We start from the raw sequence: 16,357 nt of genomic DNA, 5'->3' as shown, positions 1-16,357 counted from the left end.
GCAACGATCATTCAGCCGCCTTCGCTGGCAAGCCAGCTCCTACAGGGAATAGGGCGCGGCTGATACTTCAGCCTAAAACCACCAACCGATTCGGCAATTCATTGCGCACATGCGTCACCGGCACATGCACCTTGAGCAATTCGCCGCACGCCTCGACGCAGGTGACAAACCCCTGCAACGTCTGCCCCTGCTTCACCTGCTGCGTAAACGCCGCCACGATGGCGTCCCAGTTTTTGTTATCCAGCCGTTTGGAAATCCCTTCATCCACCAGAATTTCCACATAACGCTCGGCCTCGGAGACGAAAATCAGCATCCCGGTGCTGCCCACCGTGTGGTGCAGGTTTTGCTCCAGGAACTGCCGACGTGCCAGGTTCGACGCACGCCAATGGCGCACCGAACGCGGGATCAGGCGCGTGGTGACTTTCGGAATCCGGAACACCAGGCACAGCACGATGAACGTGATCCATTGCACCAGCAGCAGACTGTGCATGGTCAGCCAGCCTGTCAGGTAATGCACGACACCCGGCACCACCAGCGCCAGCAGACTGGCCCAGAGCAGCGGGATGTACGCATAGTCGTCGGCGCGGGCCGCCAGCACCGTCACCAGTTCGGCGTCGGTGTCGCGCTCGACCCGGGCAATTGCCTCGGCGACTTTGCGTTGTTCGTGTTCAGTCAGTAATGCCATGTGTATGAATGCCTGCTTGCTATTGTTTTTACTGGCAGTATCACCAGCCGCCTGACGAACCGCCTCGGCCACTACCACCGCCGCTGGGCAGGATACCAAGCATCTGACAGACGAAAATCGTCAGGATAAACAGCATCACCAGAAACACGAAGATCCCCGGATGCCGGGCGACAAAGTCGCTTTCCTGATTGCTCCCGGAGTCGTACACCGTGGACGGCTCATCCAGTGGATTACCGCCCAGCACCACCAGCATTGCCGCGACCCCGTCGCTGATGCCCTTGCTGAAATTTCCGCTCTTGAACGCCGGCGTGATCACCTGATTGATGATCACCGAACTCTGCGCATCGGTCAGGCGATCCTCCAGGCCATAACCGACTTCGATGCGCAGTTTGCGCTCATCACGCGCGACGATCAGCAGTGCGCCGTTGTTCTTGTCCTTCTGGCCGATGCCCCAATAGCGTCCCAGTTGATAACCAAAATCGGCGATATCGGTGCCTTGCAAGTCCGGCAACGTGACCACCACCAACTGCTCGCCGGTGGCTTTTTCATGGGCCTGGAGCTGTTGCGTCAGCTGCTCGCGCACCGCCGGCTCGATCATCTGGGCGTTATCGACCACCCGCCCGCTCAGTTGCGGAAACTTCAACTCGGCCTGGACCGTCAGGGCAAAGACCCAGAGCAACAGCACCAGGCCCACTTTCAACACGCGCATTGGCAACCTCATCCGTGCAAAGCCACACCACTTTTCAAGCCAGGCCAGCCCCCTGTAGGAGCTGCCGCAGGCTGCGATCTTTTGATCTCGATTTTCAGCGGTTACGAAAAGATCAACGTCAAAAGATCGCAGCCTTCGGCAGCTCCTACAGGGTTAATCACCGGCCCTCAAAGGTTGGTGAATCCTTGGTGATCGTTCAAACTTTCAAAACTTCACTTCGGGTGCTTTCTCAGCATTAGGGCTGGTGGCCTCGAAGGTTTCGCGGATCGGCAAATCGCTGTACATCACGGTGTGCCACAGGCGACCCGGAAAGGTACGGATTTCGGTGTTGTACTTCTGCACGGCGAGGATGAAGTCACGACGCGCCACGGCGATGCGGTTCTCGGTGCCTTCCAGTTGCGATTGCAACGCGAGGAAATTCTGGTTGGCCTTCAGGTCCGGATAACGCTCGGACACCACCATCAAACGGCTCAAGGCACCGGTCAGCTGATCCTGGGCCTGCTGGAACTGTTTGAGTTTTTCCGGATTATCCAGTGTCTTGGCATCGACCTGGATCGACGTCGCCTTGGCCCGGGCTTCGATCACCGCGGTCAGGGTTTCTTCTTCGTGCTTGGCATAACCCTTCACGGTCTCTACCAGGTTCGGGATCAAGTCGGCGCGGCGCTGGTACTGGTTCTGCACCTGGCCCCAGGCGGCCTTGGCCTGTTCGTCGAGCGTCGGGATCGTATTGATGCCGCAGCCGGCCAGCAGTGTGGTCAGCAGCATCAAGGCTGCAACCTGCAGGCTCGACCGATAGTGGTGTCGTACATTCATCTGGTTGACGCTCCCTTGTACATTCCGTTGAAAAACAACTGGCGACCTTCTGACCGGGCTCTTGGGGCATAATCTGCCACCACCACTGGATTGCATCGAGCCAATGGGCTAAAAGATGCCCCAGCGCAAAAACACTTCGCAAGTGTGCTGCATTCACCCGAACAACAATAGTCGCTCCCTAAATTTTGGCTGACCGGCGCGTATTCACTGCCGTTTAGGCTTTTGAGAAAACTATTCATGAAGAAGCTGTGTTTGCTGGGCTTGTTCGTCAGCCTGGCCAGTCATACCGTATTGGCCGCCACGACGCCCGCACCTCTGGAAAACAAGGACGCCTTCATCAGCAACCTGATGAAGCAAATGACCCTCGATGAAAAAATCGGCCAGTTGCGGCTGATCAGCATCGGCCCGGAAATGCCTCGGGAGCTGATCCGCAAGGAAATCGCGGCCGGTAACATCGGCGGCACGTTCAACTCGATCACCCGCCCGGAAAACCGTCCGATGCAGGACGCGGCCATGCGCAGCCGGTTGAAGATCCCGATGTTCTTCGCCTATGACGTGATCCACGGCCACCGCACGATTTTCCCGATCCCGCTGGCCCTGGCGTCGAGCTGGGACATGGACGCCATCGGCCTCTCCGGGCGCATCGCCGCCAAGGAAGCCGCGGCGGACAGCCTCGACATCACGTTCGCGCCGATGGTCGACATCTCCCGCGACCCACGTTGGGGCCGCACGTCCGAAGGTTTCGGCGAAGACACTTACCTGGTGTCGCGCATCGCCGGCGTCATGGTCAAAGCCTTCCAGGGCACCGGCGCGAACGCGGCCGACAGCATCATGGCCAGCGTCAAGCACTTTGCCTTGTACGGCGCGGTCGAGGGCGGTCGCGACTACAACGTCGTCGACATGAGCCCGGTCAAGATGTACCAGGACTACCTGCCACCGTACCGCGCGGCGATCGACGCTGGTGCCGGCGGGGTGATGGTTGCGCTGAACTCGATCAACGGCGTGCCAGCCACCGCCAACACCTGGCTGATGAACGACCTGTTGCGCCGGCAATGGGGTTTCAAGGGCCTGGCGGTCAGTGACCACGGGGCGATTTTCGAGCTGATCAAGCATGGCGTCGCCGCTGACGGTCGCGAAGCCGCGAAGCTGGCGATCAAGGCCGGCATCGACATGAGCATGAACGACACCCTTTACGGCAAAGAGCTGCCGGGGCTGTTGAAGGCCGGCGAAATCGAACAGAAAGACATCGACAACGCCGTGCGGGAAGTGCTCGCCGCCAAGTACGACATGGGCCTGTTCAAGGACCCGTACCTGCGTATCGGCAAGGCTGAGGATGACCCGGCCGACACCTACGCCGAAAACCGTCTGCACCGCACCGAGGCTCGTGACGTTGCACGCCGCAGCATGGTGTTGCTGAAGAATCAGGGCGAAACCCTGCCGTTGAAGAAAACCGCGAAAATCGCCCTGGTCGGCCCGCTGGCCAAGGCGCCGATCGACATGATGGGCAGCTGGGCCGCCGCCGGTAAACCCGCGCAATCAGTGACGCTGTTCGACGGCATGAACGCGGCGGTGGCAGACAAAGCGACGCTGATCTATGCCCGTGGCGCCAACATCACCAGCGACAAGAAGGTCCTCGATTACCTGAACTTCCTCAACTTCGATGCGCCGGAAGTGGTGGATGATCCGCGCCCGGCGGACGTGTTGATCGACGAAGCGGTGAAAGCCGCCAAAGATGCCGATGTGGTGGTTGCCGCTGTCGGCGAGTCCCGTGGCATGTCCCACGAATCGTCGAGCCGCACCGACCTGAACATTCCGGAAAACCAGCGTGCACTGATCCGCGCCCTGAAAGCCACTGGCAAACCGCTGGTACTGGTGTTGATGAACGGCCGTCCGCTGTCGATTCTGGAAGAGAAGGATCAGGCTGACGCGATCCTGGAAACCTGGTTCAGCGGCACCGAAGGTGGCAACGCCATCGCCGACGTCCTGTTCGGCGACTACAACCCGTCGGGCAAACTGCCGATCACGTTCCCGCGTTCGGTCGGCCAGATTCCGACCTACTACAACCACCTGAGCATTGGCCGGCCGTTCACGCCGGGCAAACCGGGCAACTACACCTCGCAGTATTTCGATGACACTACCGGCCCGCTGTTCCCGTTTGGCTTCGGTTTGAGCTACACCGATTTCAGCCTGACCGACATGGCCCTGTCGTCGACTACGTTGAACAAGACCGGCAAGCTCGACGCCAGTGTCATGGTCAAAAACACCGGCAAGCGTGACGGCGAAACCGTGGTGCAGTTGTACATTCAGGACGTGACCGGCTCGATGATCCGTCCGCTCAAGGAACTGAAAAACTTCCAGAAAGTGATGCTCAAGGCCGGCGAACAGAAAGTCGTGCACTTCACCATCACCGAGGACGACCTGAAGTTCTTCAATGCCCAGCTCAAGTACGTGGCGGAGCCGGGCAAGTTCAACGTGCAGATCGGCCTGGACTCCCAGGACGTTACGCAGCAGAGCTTTGAGTTGCTTTAATACATACGCCACAAAAACCTGTGGGAGCGGGCTTGCCCGCGATGAGGCCATAACATCCAACACCTATGTTGACTGTTATGCCGCCATCGCGGGCAAGCCCGCTCCCACAGTGGTTTTCGGGGTGACGACTATCCGCGTCGATCAAGAATATTCACTACCAGCCGATCCACCCATCCCCAAATCCGTTGCTTGACCCGTCGCCACAGCGGCCGGCGTTGCCATGCCTCGAGGCTGACTTCCTGGCTCAGGGTAAAGTCCTTGTCGAAACTCGCCGCCACCGCCCGCGTCAACCCGGGGTCAAGCGCTTCAAGGTTGGCTTCCAGGTTAAAGCGCAGGTTCCAGTGATCGAAGTTGCACGAGCCAATGCTCACCCAGTCATCAACCAGGACCATTTTCAGGTGCAGGAAACACGGCTGGTATTCGAAGATTTTCACCCCGGCCTTGAGCAGTCGCGGGTAGTAGCGATGCCCGGCGTAGCGCACCGACGGATGATCGGTGCGCGGCCCGGTCAGCAGCAGGCGCACGTCGACGCCTCGGGCGGCAGCCCGGCGCAGTGAGCGGCGGACTTTCCAGGCCGGCAGGAAATACGGCGTCGCCAGCCAGATCCGCTGCTGGCCACTGTTCAACGCGCGCACCAGCGATTGCAGAATATCCCGGTGCTGGCGGGCGTCGGCGTAGGCGACCCGGCCCATGCCCTCGCCCATGGACGGCACTCGCGGCAGTCGCGGCAAGCCGAAGTGCGAAGCGGGTTTCCAGGCGCGCCGATGGCGGTTGGCGATCCATTGCCGATCGAACAGCAACTGCCAGTCGATCACCAAGGGACCGGTGATTTCCACCATCCCCTCGTGCCATTCGCTGGTGTCTTCCCCCGGCGTCCAGAACTCATCGGTGACCCCGGTGCCGCCGACGACCGCCATGCTTTGATCGACCAGCAACAGCTTGCGGTGGTCACGATAGAAGTTGCCGACCCAGCGCCGCCAGCTCAGGCGATTGTAGAAACGCAGCTCCACACCTGCGGCCATCAAGCGCTGGCGCAAGGTCAGGGTAAACGCCAGGCTGCCGTAATCATCGAACAGGCAGCGCACCCGTACCCCGCGTTCAGCGGCCTGGACCAACGCCTGAACCATGGCCTCGGCGCAGGCACCCGCCTCCACCAGATACAGCTCCAGCTCAACCTGTTCTTCGGCGCGGGCAATCGCCACCAACATGCGCGGGAAGAACTGCGGGCCGTCAATCAGCAGCTCAAAACTGTTGCCTTCACGCCAGGGGAAAATTGCGCCGGCCATGTCAGCGCGCCGTGAAAATCAGTACCGCACCCACCGGCACCGACAGACTGATGGCCGACAAACCGGCCAACTTGCGCAAGCTTTCCAGGCCGGGTGCCAGGTCGGAGTCCTCGGCGTTGATCACCACCGGTTCGAGGGTCACCACCTGGAAACGTCGGTCATCGAGACGGGTCGCCAGCAATTCGGCGTTGTATTCGTGTGTTTTACCGTGGAGGTTGACGGTCACGTGCAAGCGCAACTCAAGTTGCGCGCCGGGCGCGAGGTCGTTGATCGGGCGCAGATCGATTTGCGCGGTGATCAGCGCTTCGGGGAAGGTCTGGATGTCGAACAGCTCCTTGCGCATGCGTTCGTCACGCAGCGGGATGCCGCTGTTCACCGAGTCCAGCTCGACCTCCACCTCAGCCAGCCCTTTGGGGCTGACTTTGCCGTGCAGCACCAGAAAGCGCTGCACTTCGGAGATGTTGGCGTTTTTGGTGCTGATGAACGACAGCCGCGAGGACTCGCCGTCCAAGTACCAATTGGCCTGGGCCGACAACGTGGCGCCGGCCAGCAGCACGAAGGCCAGGGTTTTGCAGAGGAAGCGGTTGAACATAGAGACTCGGGGGCAGATAAACCTGTACGAACCTTAACCGCCCGTGAGCCAATTGCAAACTTGTAGCCGCTGGCGAAGCCTGCGCAGTCGTGAAATCGAGCGACCTCGATCTGTCTGAACAACCACCGCGCCTGATTTCTGCACAAACAGCGCCCGTGAGCCAACGCAAACCTGTAGCAGCTGGCGAAGCCTGCGTTCGGCGGCGAAGCCGTCGTAGATCCTGCACGCAACATTCTCCTGACACACCGTGGTGTCTGATTTCACGACTGCTGCGCAGCCGAACGCAGGCTTCGCCAGCTGCTACAGGTCGTGCGTCAGGCCAATGCGTGCTGCACATTGCCGATGGTGGCGGCCAGGCTGCTGAGGTGCAGGCTTAGCACTCGTTCTACGGGGGCCTGATCCATCGGCCAGTGCAGCGCCATGCTGCCGACCAGTTGGCCATTGGCATGAATCGGCAGCGCCACCGCCCGAATCAGGAACGGCAGGCGCACCGGGTATTCCCAGTAACCTTCGGTGCGCTGGCCGAAGCCTTGATGCAACGCCTGTTCACTGGCGCGGAAGAGGGTCTCGTCGGTCAGCCGCTCACGACCGGCCAGGCGTTCCACTTCATGGGTTTCCAGTTCGCCCAGGCACGCCCGGCCCATGGCCGAATGAAACAGGCTGGCGTGCTGGCCGACGATCTGGCAGTTGTTCGGGTAGCGCTTGCGCAGCACCGTGGGGATCGCGCTTTCCATGACTTCCACGCGCTCACCGTCGAAGCTCGACAGGTCGGCCACCAACCCGGTGCGCTCGCTCAACTCCAGCAACAGTGGCGCAGCGCTTTCCACCAGGCGCCGCTTGAACCGCTGCTGGCTGTCGCCGAACAGGCGCTTGGCGCACAGCCGATAACGCCGGTCGCTCAAGCCGCGATAGATCCAGCCTTGCTCCTGCAAGGTCAGCAACATGCGCGACACCGTGGCCTTGGGCAGAGTCGTCAGGTAATGCAACTCCTCCAGCCCCAATGCCTGATGCTCGCCCAACAACTCGACGATCGCTAAAGCGCGCTCAACGGAACGTACGCTGCCGGTTTCTGCCTTGCTGTCCATGGATTCGACCTCCCTTTGCCCGGAACGGATGATCGCTTTTCGCAGCAAGATGCGCGCCCGTCAATCGCTCTCAAGCGTTTTGCAGACAACCGGGCGGCCGGCGATTGACCCATTGAGTCAACTGCTCATGGGCGTACGCCAGCTGCAACACCGCCAGATCAGCCTGGGCCGGGCCGATGATTTGCAGGCCCATGGGCAAGCCGGCCGGGTTGAACCCCACCGGCACATTCATGCTCGGCAAACCGGCCAGGGTCGGCCCGATCACCACCTCCATCCAGCGATGGTAAGTGTCCATGGCCTGCCCGCCGACGATGCGCGGCCAAGGGGTTTGTGCATCAAAAGGGAACACTTGGGCAGTGGGCAAGAGCAGAAAATCGTAACGTTCGAACAACGCGCTCAACGCCCGATACCAGTCGCTGCGACTGACCGAGGCCTGGAAAACATCCGCCGCGGTGAGCTGCAACCCACCCTCGATTTCCCATTGCGCCTCGGGCTTGAGCAGATCGCGTTTCTGCGGGTCGGCATACAACGCACCCAGGCTGCCCTGCACCAGCCAGTGCCGGTGCACCAACCAGCTCTGCCACAAGCGTTCCATGGAGAAATCCGGCTGACAGGCTTCGACCTTGCACCCCAGCGCGGTGAAATCTTTCAGTGCCGATTCGCACAGGCTCAACACACCGTCTTCCATTGGCAGATAGCCGTTGTAGTCACCCAGCCAGCCAATCCGCGCGTCGCTGAAATCCCTCGCCAAGGGTTCGGCAAAGATCTGCGGATTCTGCGTGAGCGACAACGGCACGCGCGCGTCGTAACCGGCCTGAATGCTCAGCAAACGAGCAACATCGGTGACACTGCGACCCATTGGCCCTTCGGTGGCCAATTGCTGGACGAACACCTCCGGCGCCGGGCCGTGGGGTACGCGGCCCTGGGACGGACGAAAACCGAAGACATTATTGAACGCTGCCGGGTTGCGCAGTGAGCCCATCATGTCGCTACCATCGGCCACCGGCAGCATGCGCAACGCCAACGCCACCGCCGCCCCGCCGCTGCTGCCACCGGCAACCCGTGTCGGGTCGTAGGCGTTGGTGGTGGTGCCGAACACGCTGTTGTAGGTCTGCGAACCGAGGCCGAATTCCGGGACGTTGGTCTTGCCGATGATGATCGCCCCACAGTCACGAACCCGCGCCACGCTGATGGCGTCTTGCTGCGGGACTTGCTCGGCAAACAGCGGCGAACCCATGGTCGTGCGCAAACCGGCGGTGGCCGCCAGGTCTTTGATGGCTTGCGGCATGCCGTGCATCCAGCCACGCGACTGACCCTGGTCGAGTTGTCGGTCGCAGGCGTCGGCTTCGGCCAGCAATTCTTCGGCCCGGCGCAGCGACACCAGCGCGTTGGCCTGCGGATTGAAGCGCTCGATCTGCGCCAGGTAGGCCTGCATCACTTCGCGGCAGGACACCTGCCGCGCATGAATGGCTCGGGACAACGCATCGGCGTCCAGTTCAACAATCGGGTTGATGCTCAAGGTTTCACCTCAAGGTTAAGTGCAGTGGATTTCCTGGTCCGTGGTGCTTCATGCATGCAGTAAGTGCCCAACAGCGTCAGCACGCAAGCGAACAGTACGTAGAAGGCTGGCGCCACGGGGGTGGCCAGCGCCTTGCTGAGCCAGGTGACGATCAGCGGCGCGAACCCGCCGAAGACCATGACCGCGACGTTGTAGGCCACCGACACCCCGGTGGAGCGCACTTCGATGGGAAACTGCTCGGCCAGCGCCGTTGGGGCCGGGCCGTAGAAACCGCCAATCGCGCTGCATAACAACAGCTGCATGACCAGCAAACGCTCCACCGATGGCGCCGCCGCGACCCAGACATACAGTGGATAAACCATCAGAAAAAACGCCAAGGTGAACGCCATCAACACCGGGCGTCGACCAAGCCGGTCCGACAGCGCACCGGACAACGGAATGACCACGGTCATCACGGCGACGGCGAGCATCTGCACCAACAGCACCTGATCCAGCGGCAGGCCCAGATTTTTATGGGCGAAGGTCGGCATGTTCACCAGCACCACATAAAACGACACCGTCGCGCCGCACGCCAAGCCCATCGACACCAGAATGCTGCGTCGGTGTTCGCGGATGACTTGCAGCAAACTCGGACTTGCGCCTTTAGCCTGTCTGCGCGCCTCGAGAAATTCTTCCGGTTCCTCCATGTGCTTGCGGATCCACAAGCCCACCGGGCCGATCAGCAAACCGATCATGAATGGAATCCGCCAGCCCCAGCTGTCCAGCGCCTCGGGGGACAACAGATGCGTGAACAACGCCACCATCGCCGCCCCGGAAAACACCGCCAGGCATTGCCCGACCAATTGCCAGGAACCGTACAAACCTTTTTTGTCTGCCGGTGCGCTTTCCACCAGGAACGCCGTGGCGCTGGCGTATTCGCCGCCCGTGGCAAAGCCCTGGAGCATCCGCGCGACCACAATCAACAGCGGCGCGCCCATGCCGATCGCGGCGTAATTCGGCGCGAAGGCGATCAGCGCGATCGACACCGTCATCAGGCGGATGATCATCTGCATCGCCGCTTTGCGTCCTTTGCGGTCGGAATACATGCCCAACAATATGCCGCCCACCGGGCGCATGAAAAACCCGACGCCAAAGGTCGCCAGGGCCATCAGCAAGGAGGCGTATTCGTCCTCGGACGGGAAAAACTGCCGGGCAATGATGCTCGCCAGAAAGCCATAAACGATGAAGTCATACCATTCCAGGGCATTGCCGATAACGGCCGCGACCACCTGCCGGGTGCGCGAAACGCCTGTGCTCGAAGTCTGCATGGGGAACTCTCCAAAAACCTGTTGGGTGATTGCGGGCGCAACGAGGCGCGCCCGATCCAGCGGCAGTAGAAAGTGCGATCGTCAGGCGGGCTTGAGCCAGCGCTCAGTCAGCGCGCCCCAATACGCCGCGCCGGTCAGCAGGATGTCGTCGTTGAAGTCGTAGCCGGGGTTGTGGACCATCGGCCGCGACACGCCGTTACCGATGAACAGGTAGGCGCCGGGGCAGCGTTGCAGCATCCACGCGAAGTCTTCGCTGCCCATCAGTTTGGGTGTGTTGCCGTCCACGGCGTCAGTGCCGAGCAGCTCGACGCCGACCTGCCGGGCGAACTCGGTTTCGGCGGCGTGGTTGACCAACACCGGATAAGCCGGGCGATGTTCGATGCGCGAGCTGCAACCGAAACTGCGGGCCTGGGATTCGATGATCGCGCGCACCCGTTCGAGGGTCAGTTCACGCACCTCTGCGTTCAAGGCGCGCAGGCTCAGGCGCAGGATCGCCTGCTGCGGAATGACGTTAGCCGCCTCCCCGGCCTGCAACGCACCGACGGTGACCACCGCCGCCTGCTGCGCATCGATGTTGCGCGCGACCACGGTTTGCAGGGCCATGACCACGCTGGCCGCCGCCACCAGCGGATCGACCGACAGATGCGGCATTGAGCCGTGCCCGCCGACGCCCTCGATGGTGACCGTGAGCAAATCCTGCGAGGCCATCATCGGCCCTTCGCGAAAGCCCAAGTGACCGGCCGGCAGGCCCGGCATGTTGTGCATGCCAAACAGCGCATCGCAGGGAAAGCGTTCCAGCAGGCCATCGGCGAGCATCGCTTCGGCGCCGCCCTGGCCTTCTTCGGCGGGCTGGAAAATCAGCGTCAGGGTGCCGTCGAACTGACGGGTCGCCGCCAGGTAGCGCGCCGCGCCCAGCAGCATTGTGGTGTGGCCGTCATGACCGCAGGCGTGCATGCAGCCCTGATGGCGGCTGCTGTAAGGCGCGCCGGTATTCTCGATGATCGGCAAGGCGTCCATGTCGGCCCGCAGCCCCAACTTGCGTGAACTGCTGCCGTTGCGCAAGACGCCGACCACGCCGGTTTTGCCGATGCCGATGTGCACCTCGTAACCCCATTCCGCGAGGGATTTGGCCACCAGCGCCGAGGTGCGGTTTTCCTCGAAGCCGAGTTCCGGGTGGGCGTGGATGTCCTGGCGGGGGGCGTGCAGGTCGCTGGCTACATCGCTGAGCCAGGCAAGAATGTGCTGATGTCGGGTCATGAAAATTGTCCTCGTGCCGGGTGTATTCCCGTTCTTTTTGTTCGCTGCGATTTCGCGACACATCAAGGCAGGTCGCGCTCACCGCCAGATAACCGCGAGTCGCGCGCGAGGACAATCAAATGTGGTTCCACTGCGTGGAACCTGTAGGAGCTGAATTGCCAGCGAAGGACGTTAACGATGACGCGTGTTGCCTGATAATACGTGGCGCTCTGGAGACCTTCGCTGGCAAGCCAGCTCCTACAGGGTTTTGCGTCAGGGATTGAGGCGACAGCCCTGGCGATTGCTGACCCACGCCGCGCTGTTGCTGCGGCCCATGCCGCTGACGGTCACGCGCTTGCTGGCGCTGTCATCGGTAAAACCGCTGGTGGGCAGCCATTGCTTCACGTAGCTGTGGCAATACTCGGCGTCGTTGTTCATCACGTAGCGGCACGAACAATATTCCTTGGCGGTGTACGCGCTGATGATGTCCGGGAACGCCCACAACGCCACGCGCTCGTGCCAGATCCAGCCGAGCAAGGCGATCAGCAGGATCAACAACAGCGTGCTGAACGGTCGGCGGCGAACAACGCTGCGACGGTTCATGGCTGCACCTTCGCGGCAAAGGCCTTGAGTGCGAGTTTGAGCAATTCGTTGTGCTGGTAATGGCCGTCACGGTCATCGCCGTAACGCACGATCACCAGGTTTTCGCTGGGGATCACGTACATCGCCTGGCCCCAATGGCCCAGCGCAGCGAAAGTATCGGCGGGGGCACCGGGCCAGGGTTGGGCGGCGCCCTCCACCGTTCGATTGAGCCACCAATGACCGCCGGGGACAGCGTCGTCTTCATTGGCGTGATAGTGGGCAAACGGTTCGCGGTTGAAGGCGACCCAGTCTTTGGGCAGCAGTTGCCGATCGCCCCACCGACCGTCGCGAGCCATCAACAGGCCGACTCGCGCCAGGTCGCGGGCGGTGAGGTAGGCGTAGGACGAAGCGACGAAGGTGCCCGAAGCGTCGGTTTCCCAGACAGCGTTGTGAATCCCCAAAGGGTCGAACAGCGCCGTCCAGGGATAGTCTGGATAACGCGTCGCGCCGACGATGGATTTCAGCGCGGCGGAGAGCATATTGCTGTCGCCACTGGAGTAGCGGAATGCCTGACCCGGCTGGGCGTATTCGTCGTGGTTTGCAGTGAACGTGGCCATGTCCTGACGACCACGGGTGTAGAGCATCGCCACCACCGACGACTTCAGCGGCGCGTATTCATAGTCTTCCTGCCAGTCCAGGCCCGAAGCCCAGTGCAGCAGATCGGCCATGGTCATGGCGGGGTGTTTTGCCAGCGCTGGATAGAATTTCAGCACCGGGTCCTGGAGCTTGAACAGACCTTCGCCGTAGGCCACCCCGAGGACCGTGGACATCAGGCTTTTGCTGATGGACCAGGTCAGGTGCGGGGTGTCGGCGCGGGTCGGGCCGGCGTAGCGTTCGTAGATCAGTTGCCCGTCATGGATCACCAGCAAGGCATCGGTGCGGATGCCTTGGCGGGTGGTGTCGTCGCGGGTCGGGAAGGCGTAGGTCTCGAGGGCTTGCAGCGCCGGACCGGTGACGGTCGGGCCGGTCGACCATTGCTCAGCCGGCCAGTTTTCGGCGTGGACGGTGAGGCTGAGCAGCAGCGTGAAAAACAGGGGCAAGCCTTTGGACATGGTGGGGGCTCGGAGGGATTAACGTGGTGAGCCTAGTTGAGGTTGATGACAGTTCCGGGATTTGTGTTGCCAATGCGGCCGCCTTCGCGGGCAAGCCCGCTCCCACATGAGCTGTGTCGTACGCAATCCCTGTGGGAGCGGGCTTGCCCGCGATGGGGCCCTTCAGCTAGACGACACTCCAGCCAACGCCTTGGCCAACCGCTTCCCCCGCGCCCCCGCCGCCAACTCCATCACCGCCTGATCGCGCGTCCACATCGCCGCCCATTGCGGCGGCCCCTCAGCCAAGGCTTCATTGAGGTCAGCCTTGAGCCCATCGAACTGCGCAAACAAGCCCCCAAGCAACACATGCCCGGCCGGGTTGTTCGGCGCTTGCCGGCTGACTTCCGCGCACCCGGCCAACAGCGCCAGCAACCGCAGCTGCAAAGTGTGTGGCCAGTCATTGTCCTGGCCGACGCCGTACAGCCAGGCTGTCATGGCGCTCAGCACATAAATATCTTCAAGGGTGCGGAACGGTTTGACGTAGGCCTCCCAACCATCCCCCGCGAGCAATTCGCACTGCGCGTTATCCAGAAACACCCGGCCATGGCTGACGTCCGGCATCAGCGCGATGGCCGGGAGTTTTTCCAGGCGCACGCCCGGCTCATCGGGATAAACCACCGCCAGACTCAGGCGCGGATCCCCATCAGGTGCTTCACTGCGGGCAGCGATCAACAGCCAGTCCGCGGCATCGCCGGCCGTGACAAAATCCTTGCGCCCGCTCACCCGCAAATCGCTGAGACGAGTCTGCATGTCCGCCACCCGCAAGCTGCGTTGCTCGGTGGCGCATAACGCACCGAGGCTCAGCGGCGCGCTCGGCCACAGCATGCGCAACGCCGCCTGATACCCCACCAGAAACGCCAGCCCCGGCGTCGCCATCAAGCGTGCGCCAACCACCGCCAGCTCGAACGGCGTGACCGTCCCCAACTGATGCAACAAAGTCGCAAAACCTTCCGCCAGGTCCGGGTTGGCAGGCAGGCGTTCGCGGCGATTCAACAGGGTTTGCCAGGGCATAAAGAGGCTCCTTGTGGGTTGTCATATAAGCATCACCAAAGCTTCATGGCGATGACACCGGGGCTACATAGCCTGACTTTGCACAACACGGCTGCATAAAGAAAGTCGATCGGCTATAGCCCAAGACGGGTGAACACCCCGCACGGAGATTCCCAATGACTCAGATCGCCCGCATCAGCGACACCGGCAATGAACGCCGCCTGCAAGCCGAACGCCTGGTGGGCGCCGAGGCCTTGCAGGAAGCCCAGGCCCTGCGCTTCAACGTGTTCAGCGGCGAATTCAACGCCAAACTCAAGGGTGCCGAACTGGGTCTGGACATGGATGATTATGATGTTCATTGCGCCCACATCGGCGTGCGTGACTTGAACACCGGACGCCTGGTGGCGACCACCCGTTTGCTCGACCACACGGCGGCCAGCAGCCTCGGCAAGTTCTACAGCGAAGAAGAATTCAGCCTGCACGGCCTGGTTCACTTGAAGGGCCCGATCCTCGAAATCGGTCGCACCTGCGTCGACCCGGCCTACCGCAACGGCGGCACCATCGCCGTGCTCTGGGGCGAATTGGCCGAGGTCCTGAACCAGGGCGGCTACAGCTATTTGATGGGGTGCGCGAGCATCCCGATGCAGGACGGCGGCATTCAGGCCCACGCAATCATGCAGCGCCTGCGCGAACGCTACCTGAGCACCGAACACCTGCGTGCCGAGCCGAAAAAACCGTTGCCGGTTTTGGACATCCCGTCCAACGTCATCGCCGAAATGCCGCCGCTGCTCAAGGCCTACATGCGCCTGGGCGCGAAGATCTGCGGCGAGCCGTGCTGGGACGAAGACTTCCAGGTCGCCGACGTGTTCATCCTGCTCAAGCGCGACGAGCTCTGCCCGCGTTACGCCAAACACTTCAAGGCGGCCGTATGATGAGCCGGTTGCGGGTGTACGCGCGAATTGCGCGAGTGCTTTTTGTGGTGACGCTGGGTTTGAGCATGGCCAGTGTGTTCGGCCTGTTCGAACGCTTGGGGATCGCGCATTCAATGGTCCGGCGCCAGCGCTGGTCGCGGTTTTTCATGGCGCGGTTGAGCAACGCCCTGCCCTTTAAAGTCACGGTGCACGGCGAGCTGCCGAAGGCGCCGATGCTCTGGGTCAGCAACCATGTGTCGTGGACCGACATTCCGCTGCTAGGCATGCTCACGCCTTTGTCGTTTCTGTCCAAGGCCGAAGTGCGCACCTGGCCCGTCGCCGGTTGGCTCGCGGCCAAGGCCGGCAGCCTGTTCATCCGTCGTGGCTCGGGCGACAGCCAGTTGATCCGCAAACAGATGACCCGTCATCTGCAGCAAGAACATCCGCTGCTGATGTTCCCGGAAGGCACCACCACCGATGGCCGTTCCTTGCGCACCTTCCATGGTCGCTTGCTCTCAGCGGCGATTGATTCCGAGGTGAAGTTGCAGCCGGTGGCGATTCGTTACCTGCGCGACGGTGAGCTCGATTCGCTGGCACCGTTTATTGGCGATGATGACTTGCTCTCGCACCTGATGCGTTTGTTCGCCAATGATCGAGGGGACGTAGAGATTCATCTGCTCAAGCCGATCGCCTGCGAAGGTCGCGAGCGTGCGGCACTGGCGTTTGAGGCACAGCAGGCGGTGCAGAGGGCGTTGTTTGGGGCGATTCCGGAAACCCAGCAAACCCCAATGCGCCCCGCTATCGCAGCCTGACACGATCTCTGATCCCACAGAATCCCCTGTGGGAGCGGGCTTGCCCGGGTAGAAACCGGAGACATCCTTTACGTTTTAAACCGGAGACATCGTTTACAGGTATGAAATACGGTCAGGAGGTGCCTGACCATGCCCTGGAATCGAGAGTCC

The 16,357-nt window shown here is 61.7% G+C and carries 14 protein-coding genes and 1 pseudogene; 3 read left to right on the top strand and 12 right to left on the bottom strand.

Annotation, left to right across the window (positions count from 1 at the left end; translation table 11 throughout):
- Positions 1 to 67: 67 nt before the first annotated feature.
- The 3 genes and pseudogenes from AEQ67_RS02570 to AEQ67_RS02560 form a co-directional block, all read right to left on the bottom strand.
- Positions 68 to 685, bottom strand: a complete 618-nt coding sequence (locus AEQ67_RS02570; RefSeq protein WP_059402324.1) for a TPM domain-containing protein — start codon at positions 683 to 685, stop codon at positions 68 to 70.
- A 46-nt stretch (positions 686 to 731) separates the two neighbouring features.
- A pseudogene (locus AEQ67_RS02565) lies at positions 732 to 1,394 on the bottom strand (TPM domain-containing protein); the annotation flags it as partial.
- Positions 1,395 to 1,598: 204 nt separating this feature from the next.
- Complete coding sequence (locus AEQ67_RS02560; protein WP_059402323.1) at positions 1,599 to 2,207, bottom strand: LemA family protein; 609 nt, start codon at positions 2,205 to 2,207, stop codon at positions 1,599 to 1,601.
- A 237-nt stretch (positions 2,208 to 2,444) separates the two neighbouring features.
- On the opposite strand from AEQ67_RS02560, the gene bglX reads away from it, so the two are divergent.
- Positions 2,445 to 4,736, top strand: coding sequence for a beta-glucosidase BglX (bglX, locus tag AEQ67_RS02555; RefSeq protein ID WP_059402322.1), 2,292 nt, complete (start codon positions 2,445 to 2,447; stop codon positions 4,734 to 4,736).
- Positions 4,737 to 4,864: 128 nt separating this feature from the next.
- On the opposite strand, the gene AEQ67_RS02550 is transcribed toward bglX, so the two are convergent.
- The 9 genes from AEQ67_RS02550 to AEQ67_RS02510 all read right to left on the bottom strand — a co-directional run bounded on the left by AEQ67_RS02550 (position 4,865) and on the right by AEQ67_RS02510 (position 14,505).
- The gene (locus AEQ67_RS02550) at positions 4,865 to 6,022 is read right to left on the bottom strand and encodes a phospholipase D-like domain-containing protein (protein ID WP_059402321.1); all 1,158 of its coding nucleotides are present in this window, start codon (positions 6,020 to 6,022) and stop codon (positions 4,865 to 4,867) included.
- A 1-nt stretch (position 6,023) separates the two neighbouring features.
- Entirely contained in the window at positions 6,024 to 6,614 is a 591-nt protein-coding gene (locus AEQ67_RS02545) for a YceI family protein (RefSeq protein WP_059402320.1), read from the bottom strand.
- Between the two features lie 314 nt (positions 6,615 to 6,928).
- Positions 6,929 to 7,699 carry an IclR family transcriptional regulator gene (locus AEQ67_RS02540; protein WP_059402319.1) on the bottom strand — a complete coding sequence of 257 codons (771 nt, stop codon included), beginning with the start codon at positions 7,697 to 7,699 and terminating at the stop codon, positions 6,929 to 6,931.
- Positions 7,700 to 7,769: 70 nt separating this feature from the next.
- The gene (locus AEQ67_RS02535) at positions 7,770 to 9,218 is read right to left on the bottom strand and encodes an amidase (protein WP_059402318.1); all 1,449 of its coding nucleotides are present in this window, start codon (positions 9,216 to 9,218) and stop codon (positions 7,770 to 7,772) included.
- Complete coding sequence (locus tag AEQ67_RS02530; protein ID WP_059402317.1) at positions 9,215 to 10,525, bottom strand: citrate-proton symporter; 1,311 nt, start codon at positions 10,523 to 10,525, stop codon at positions 9,215 to 9,217. The genes AEQ67_RS02535 and AEQ67_RS02530 overlap by 4 nt, the downstream gene beginning before the upstream one ends.
- 81 nt (positions 10,526 to 10,606) lie before the next feature.
- A complete protein-coding gene (locus AEQ67_RS02525; protein WP_059402316.1) occupies positions 10,607 to 11,782 on the bottom strand; it encodes a M20 aminoacylase family protein in 1,176 nt (391 codons plus the stop codon).
- A 252-nt stretch (positions 11,783 to 12,034) separates the two neighbouring features.
- Positions 12,035 to 12,364, bottom strand: coding sequence for a hypothetical protein (locus AEQ67_RS02520; RefSeq protein WP_059402315.1), 330 nt, complete (start codon positions 12,362 to 12,364; stop codon positions 12,035 to 12,037).
- Positions 12,361 to 13,455 carry a serine hydrolase domain-containing protein gene (locus tag AEQ67_RS02515; RefSeq protein WP_059402314.1) on the bottom strand — a complete coding sequence of 365 codons (1,095 nt, stop codon included), beginning with the start codon at positions 13,453 to 13,455 and terminating at the stop codon, positions 12,361 to 12,363. The genes AEQ67_RS02520 and AEQ67_RS02515 overlap by 4 nt, the downstream gene beginning before the upstream one ends.
- A 162-nt stretch (positions 13,456 to 13,617) precedes the next feature.
- A complete protein-coding gene (locus AEQ67_RS02510; protein WP_059402313.1) occupies positions 13,618 to 14,505 on the bottom strand; it encodes an acyl-CoA dehydrogenase family protein in 888 nt (295 codons plus the stop codon).
- Between the two features lie 155 nt (positions 14,506 to 14,660).
- On the opposite strand from AEQ67_RS02510, the gene olsB reads away from it, so the two are divergent.
- The gene (gene olsB / locus AEQ67_RS02505; RefSeq protein ID WP_059402312.1) at positions 14,661 to 15,416 is read left to right on the top strand and encodes an L-ornithine N(alpha)-acyltransferase; all 756 of its coding nucleotides are present in this window, start codon (positions 14,661 to 14,663) and stop codon (positions 15,414 to 15,416) included.
- Positions 15,416 to 16,207, top strand: coding sequence for a lysophospholipid acyltransferase family protein (locus tag AEQ67_RS02500; RefSeq protein WP_059402311.1), 792 nt, complete (start codon positions 15,416 to 15,418; stop codon positions 16,205 to 16,207). Before olsB ends, AEQ67_RS02500 begins: the two co-directional genes overlap by 1 nt.
- Positions 16,208 to 16,357: the final 150 nt, after the last annotated feature.

The sequence above is a fragment of the Pseudomonas sp. RIT-PI-q genome (assembly GCF_001297125.1).
Lineage (GTDB): Bacteria > Pseudomonadota > Gammaproteobacteria > Pseudomonadales > Pseudomonadaceae > Aquipseudomonas.
Note: the sequence above shows the minus strand (reverse complement) of the source record. Positions and strands in the feature narration are given on the sequence as shown.

Coding starts and splice junctions, on each gene's coding strand:
- AEQ67_RS02550 (WP_059402321.1), bottom strand. CDS start 6,022: ATGGCCGGCGCAATTTTCCCCTGGCGTGAAGGCAACAGTTTTGAGCTG.
- AEQ67_RS02515 (WP_059402314.1), bottom strand. CDS start 13,455: ATGTCCAAAGGCTTGCCCCTGTTTTTCACGCTGCTGCTCAGCCTCACC.
- AEQ67_RS02530 (WP_059402317.1), bottom strand. CDS start 10,525: ATGCAGACTTCGAGCACAGGCGTTTCGCGCACCCGGCAGGTGGTCGCG.
- AEQ67_RS02500 (WP_059402311.1), top strand. CDS start 15,416: ATGAGCCGGTTGCGGGTGTACGCGCGAATTGCGCGAGTGCTTTTTGTG.
- olsB (WP_059402312.1), top strand. CDS start 14,661: ATGACTCAGATCGCCCGCATCAGCGACACCGGCAATGAACGCCGCCTG.
- AEQ67_RS02570 (WP_059402324.1), bottom strand. CDS start 685: ATGGCATTACTGACTGAACACGAACAACGCAAAGTCGCCGAGGCAATT.
- AEQ67_RS02560 (WP_059402323.1), bottom strand. CDS start 2,207: ATGAATGTACGACACCACTATCGGTCGAGCCTGCAGGTTGCAGCCTTG.
- bglX (WP_059402322.1), top strand. CDS start 2,445: ATGAAGAAGCTGTGTTTGCTGGGCTTGTTCGTCAGCCTGGCCAGTCAT.
- AEQ67_RS02510 (WP_059402313.1), bottom strand. CDS start 14,505: ATGCCCTGGCAAACCCTGTTGAATCGCCGCGAACGCCTGCCTGCCAAC.
- AEQ67_RS02540 (WP_059402319.1), bottom strand. CDS start 7,699: ATGGACAGCAAGGCAGAAACCGGCAGCGTACGTTCCGTTGAGCGCGCT.
- AEQ67_RS02525 (WP_059402316.1), bottom strand. CDS start 11,782: ATGACCCGACATCAGCACATTCTTGCCTGGCTCAGCGATGTAGCCAGC.
- AEQ67_RS02545 (WP_059402320.1), bottom strand. CDS start 6,614: ATGTTCAACCGCTTCCTCTGCAAAACCCTGGCCTTCGTGCTGCTGGCC.
- AEQ67_RS02520 (WP_059402315.1), bottom strand. CDS start 12,364: ATGAACCGTCGCAGCGTTGTTCGCCGCCGACCGTTCAGCACGCTGTTG.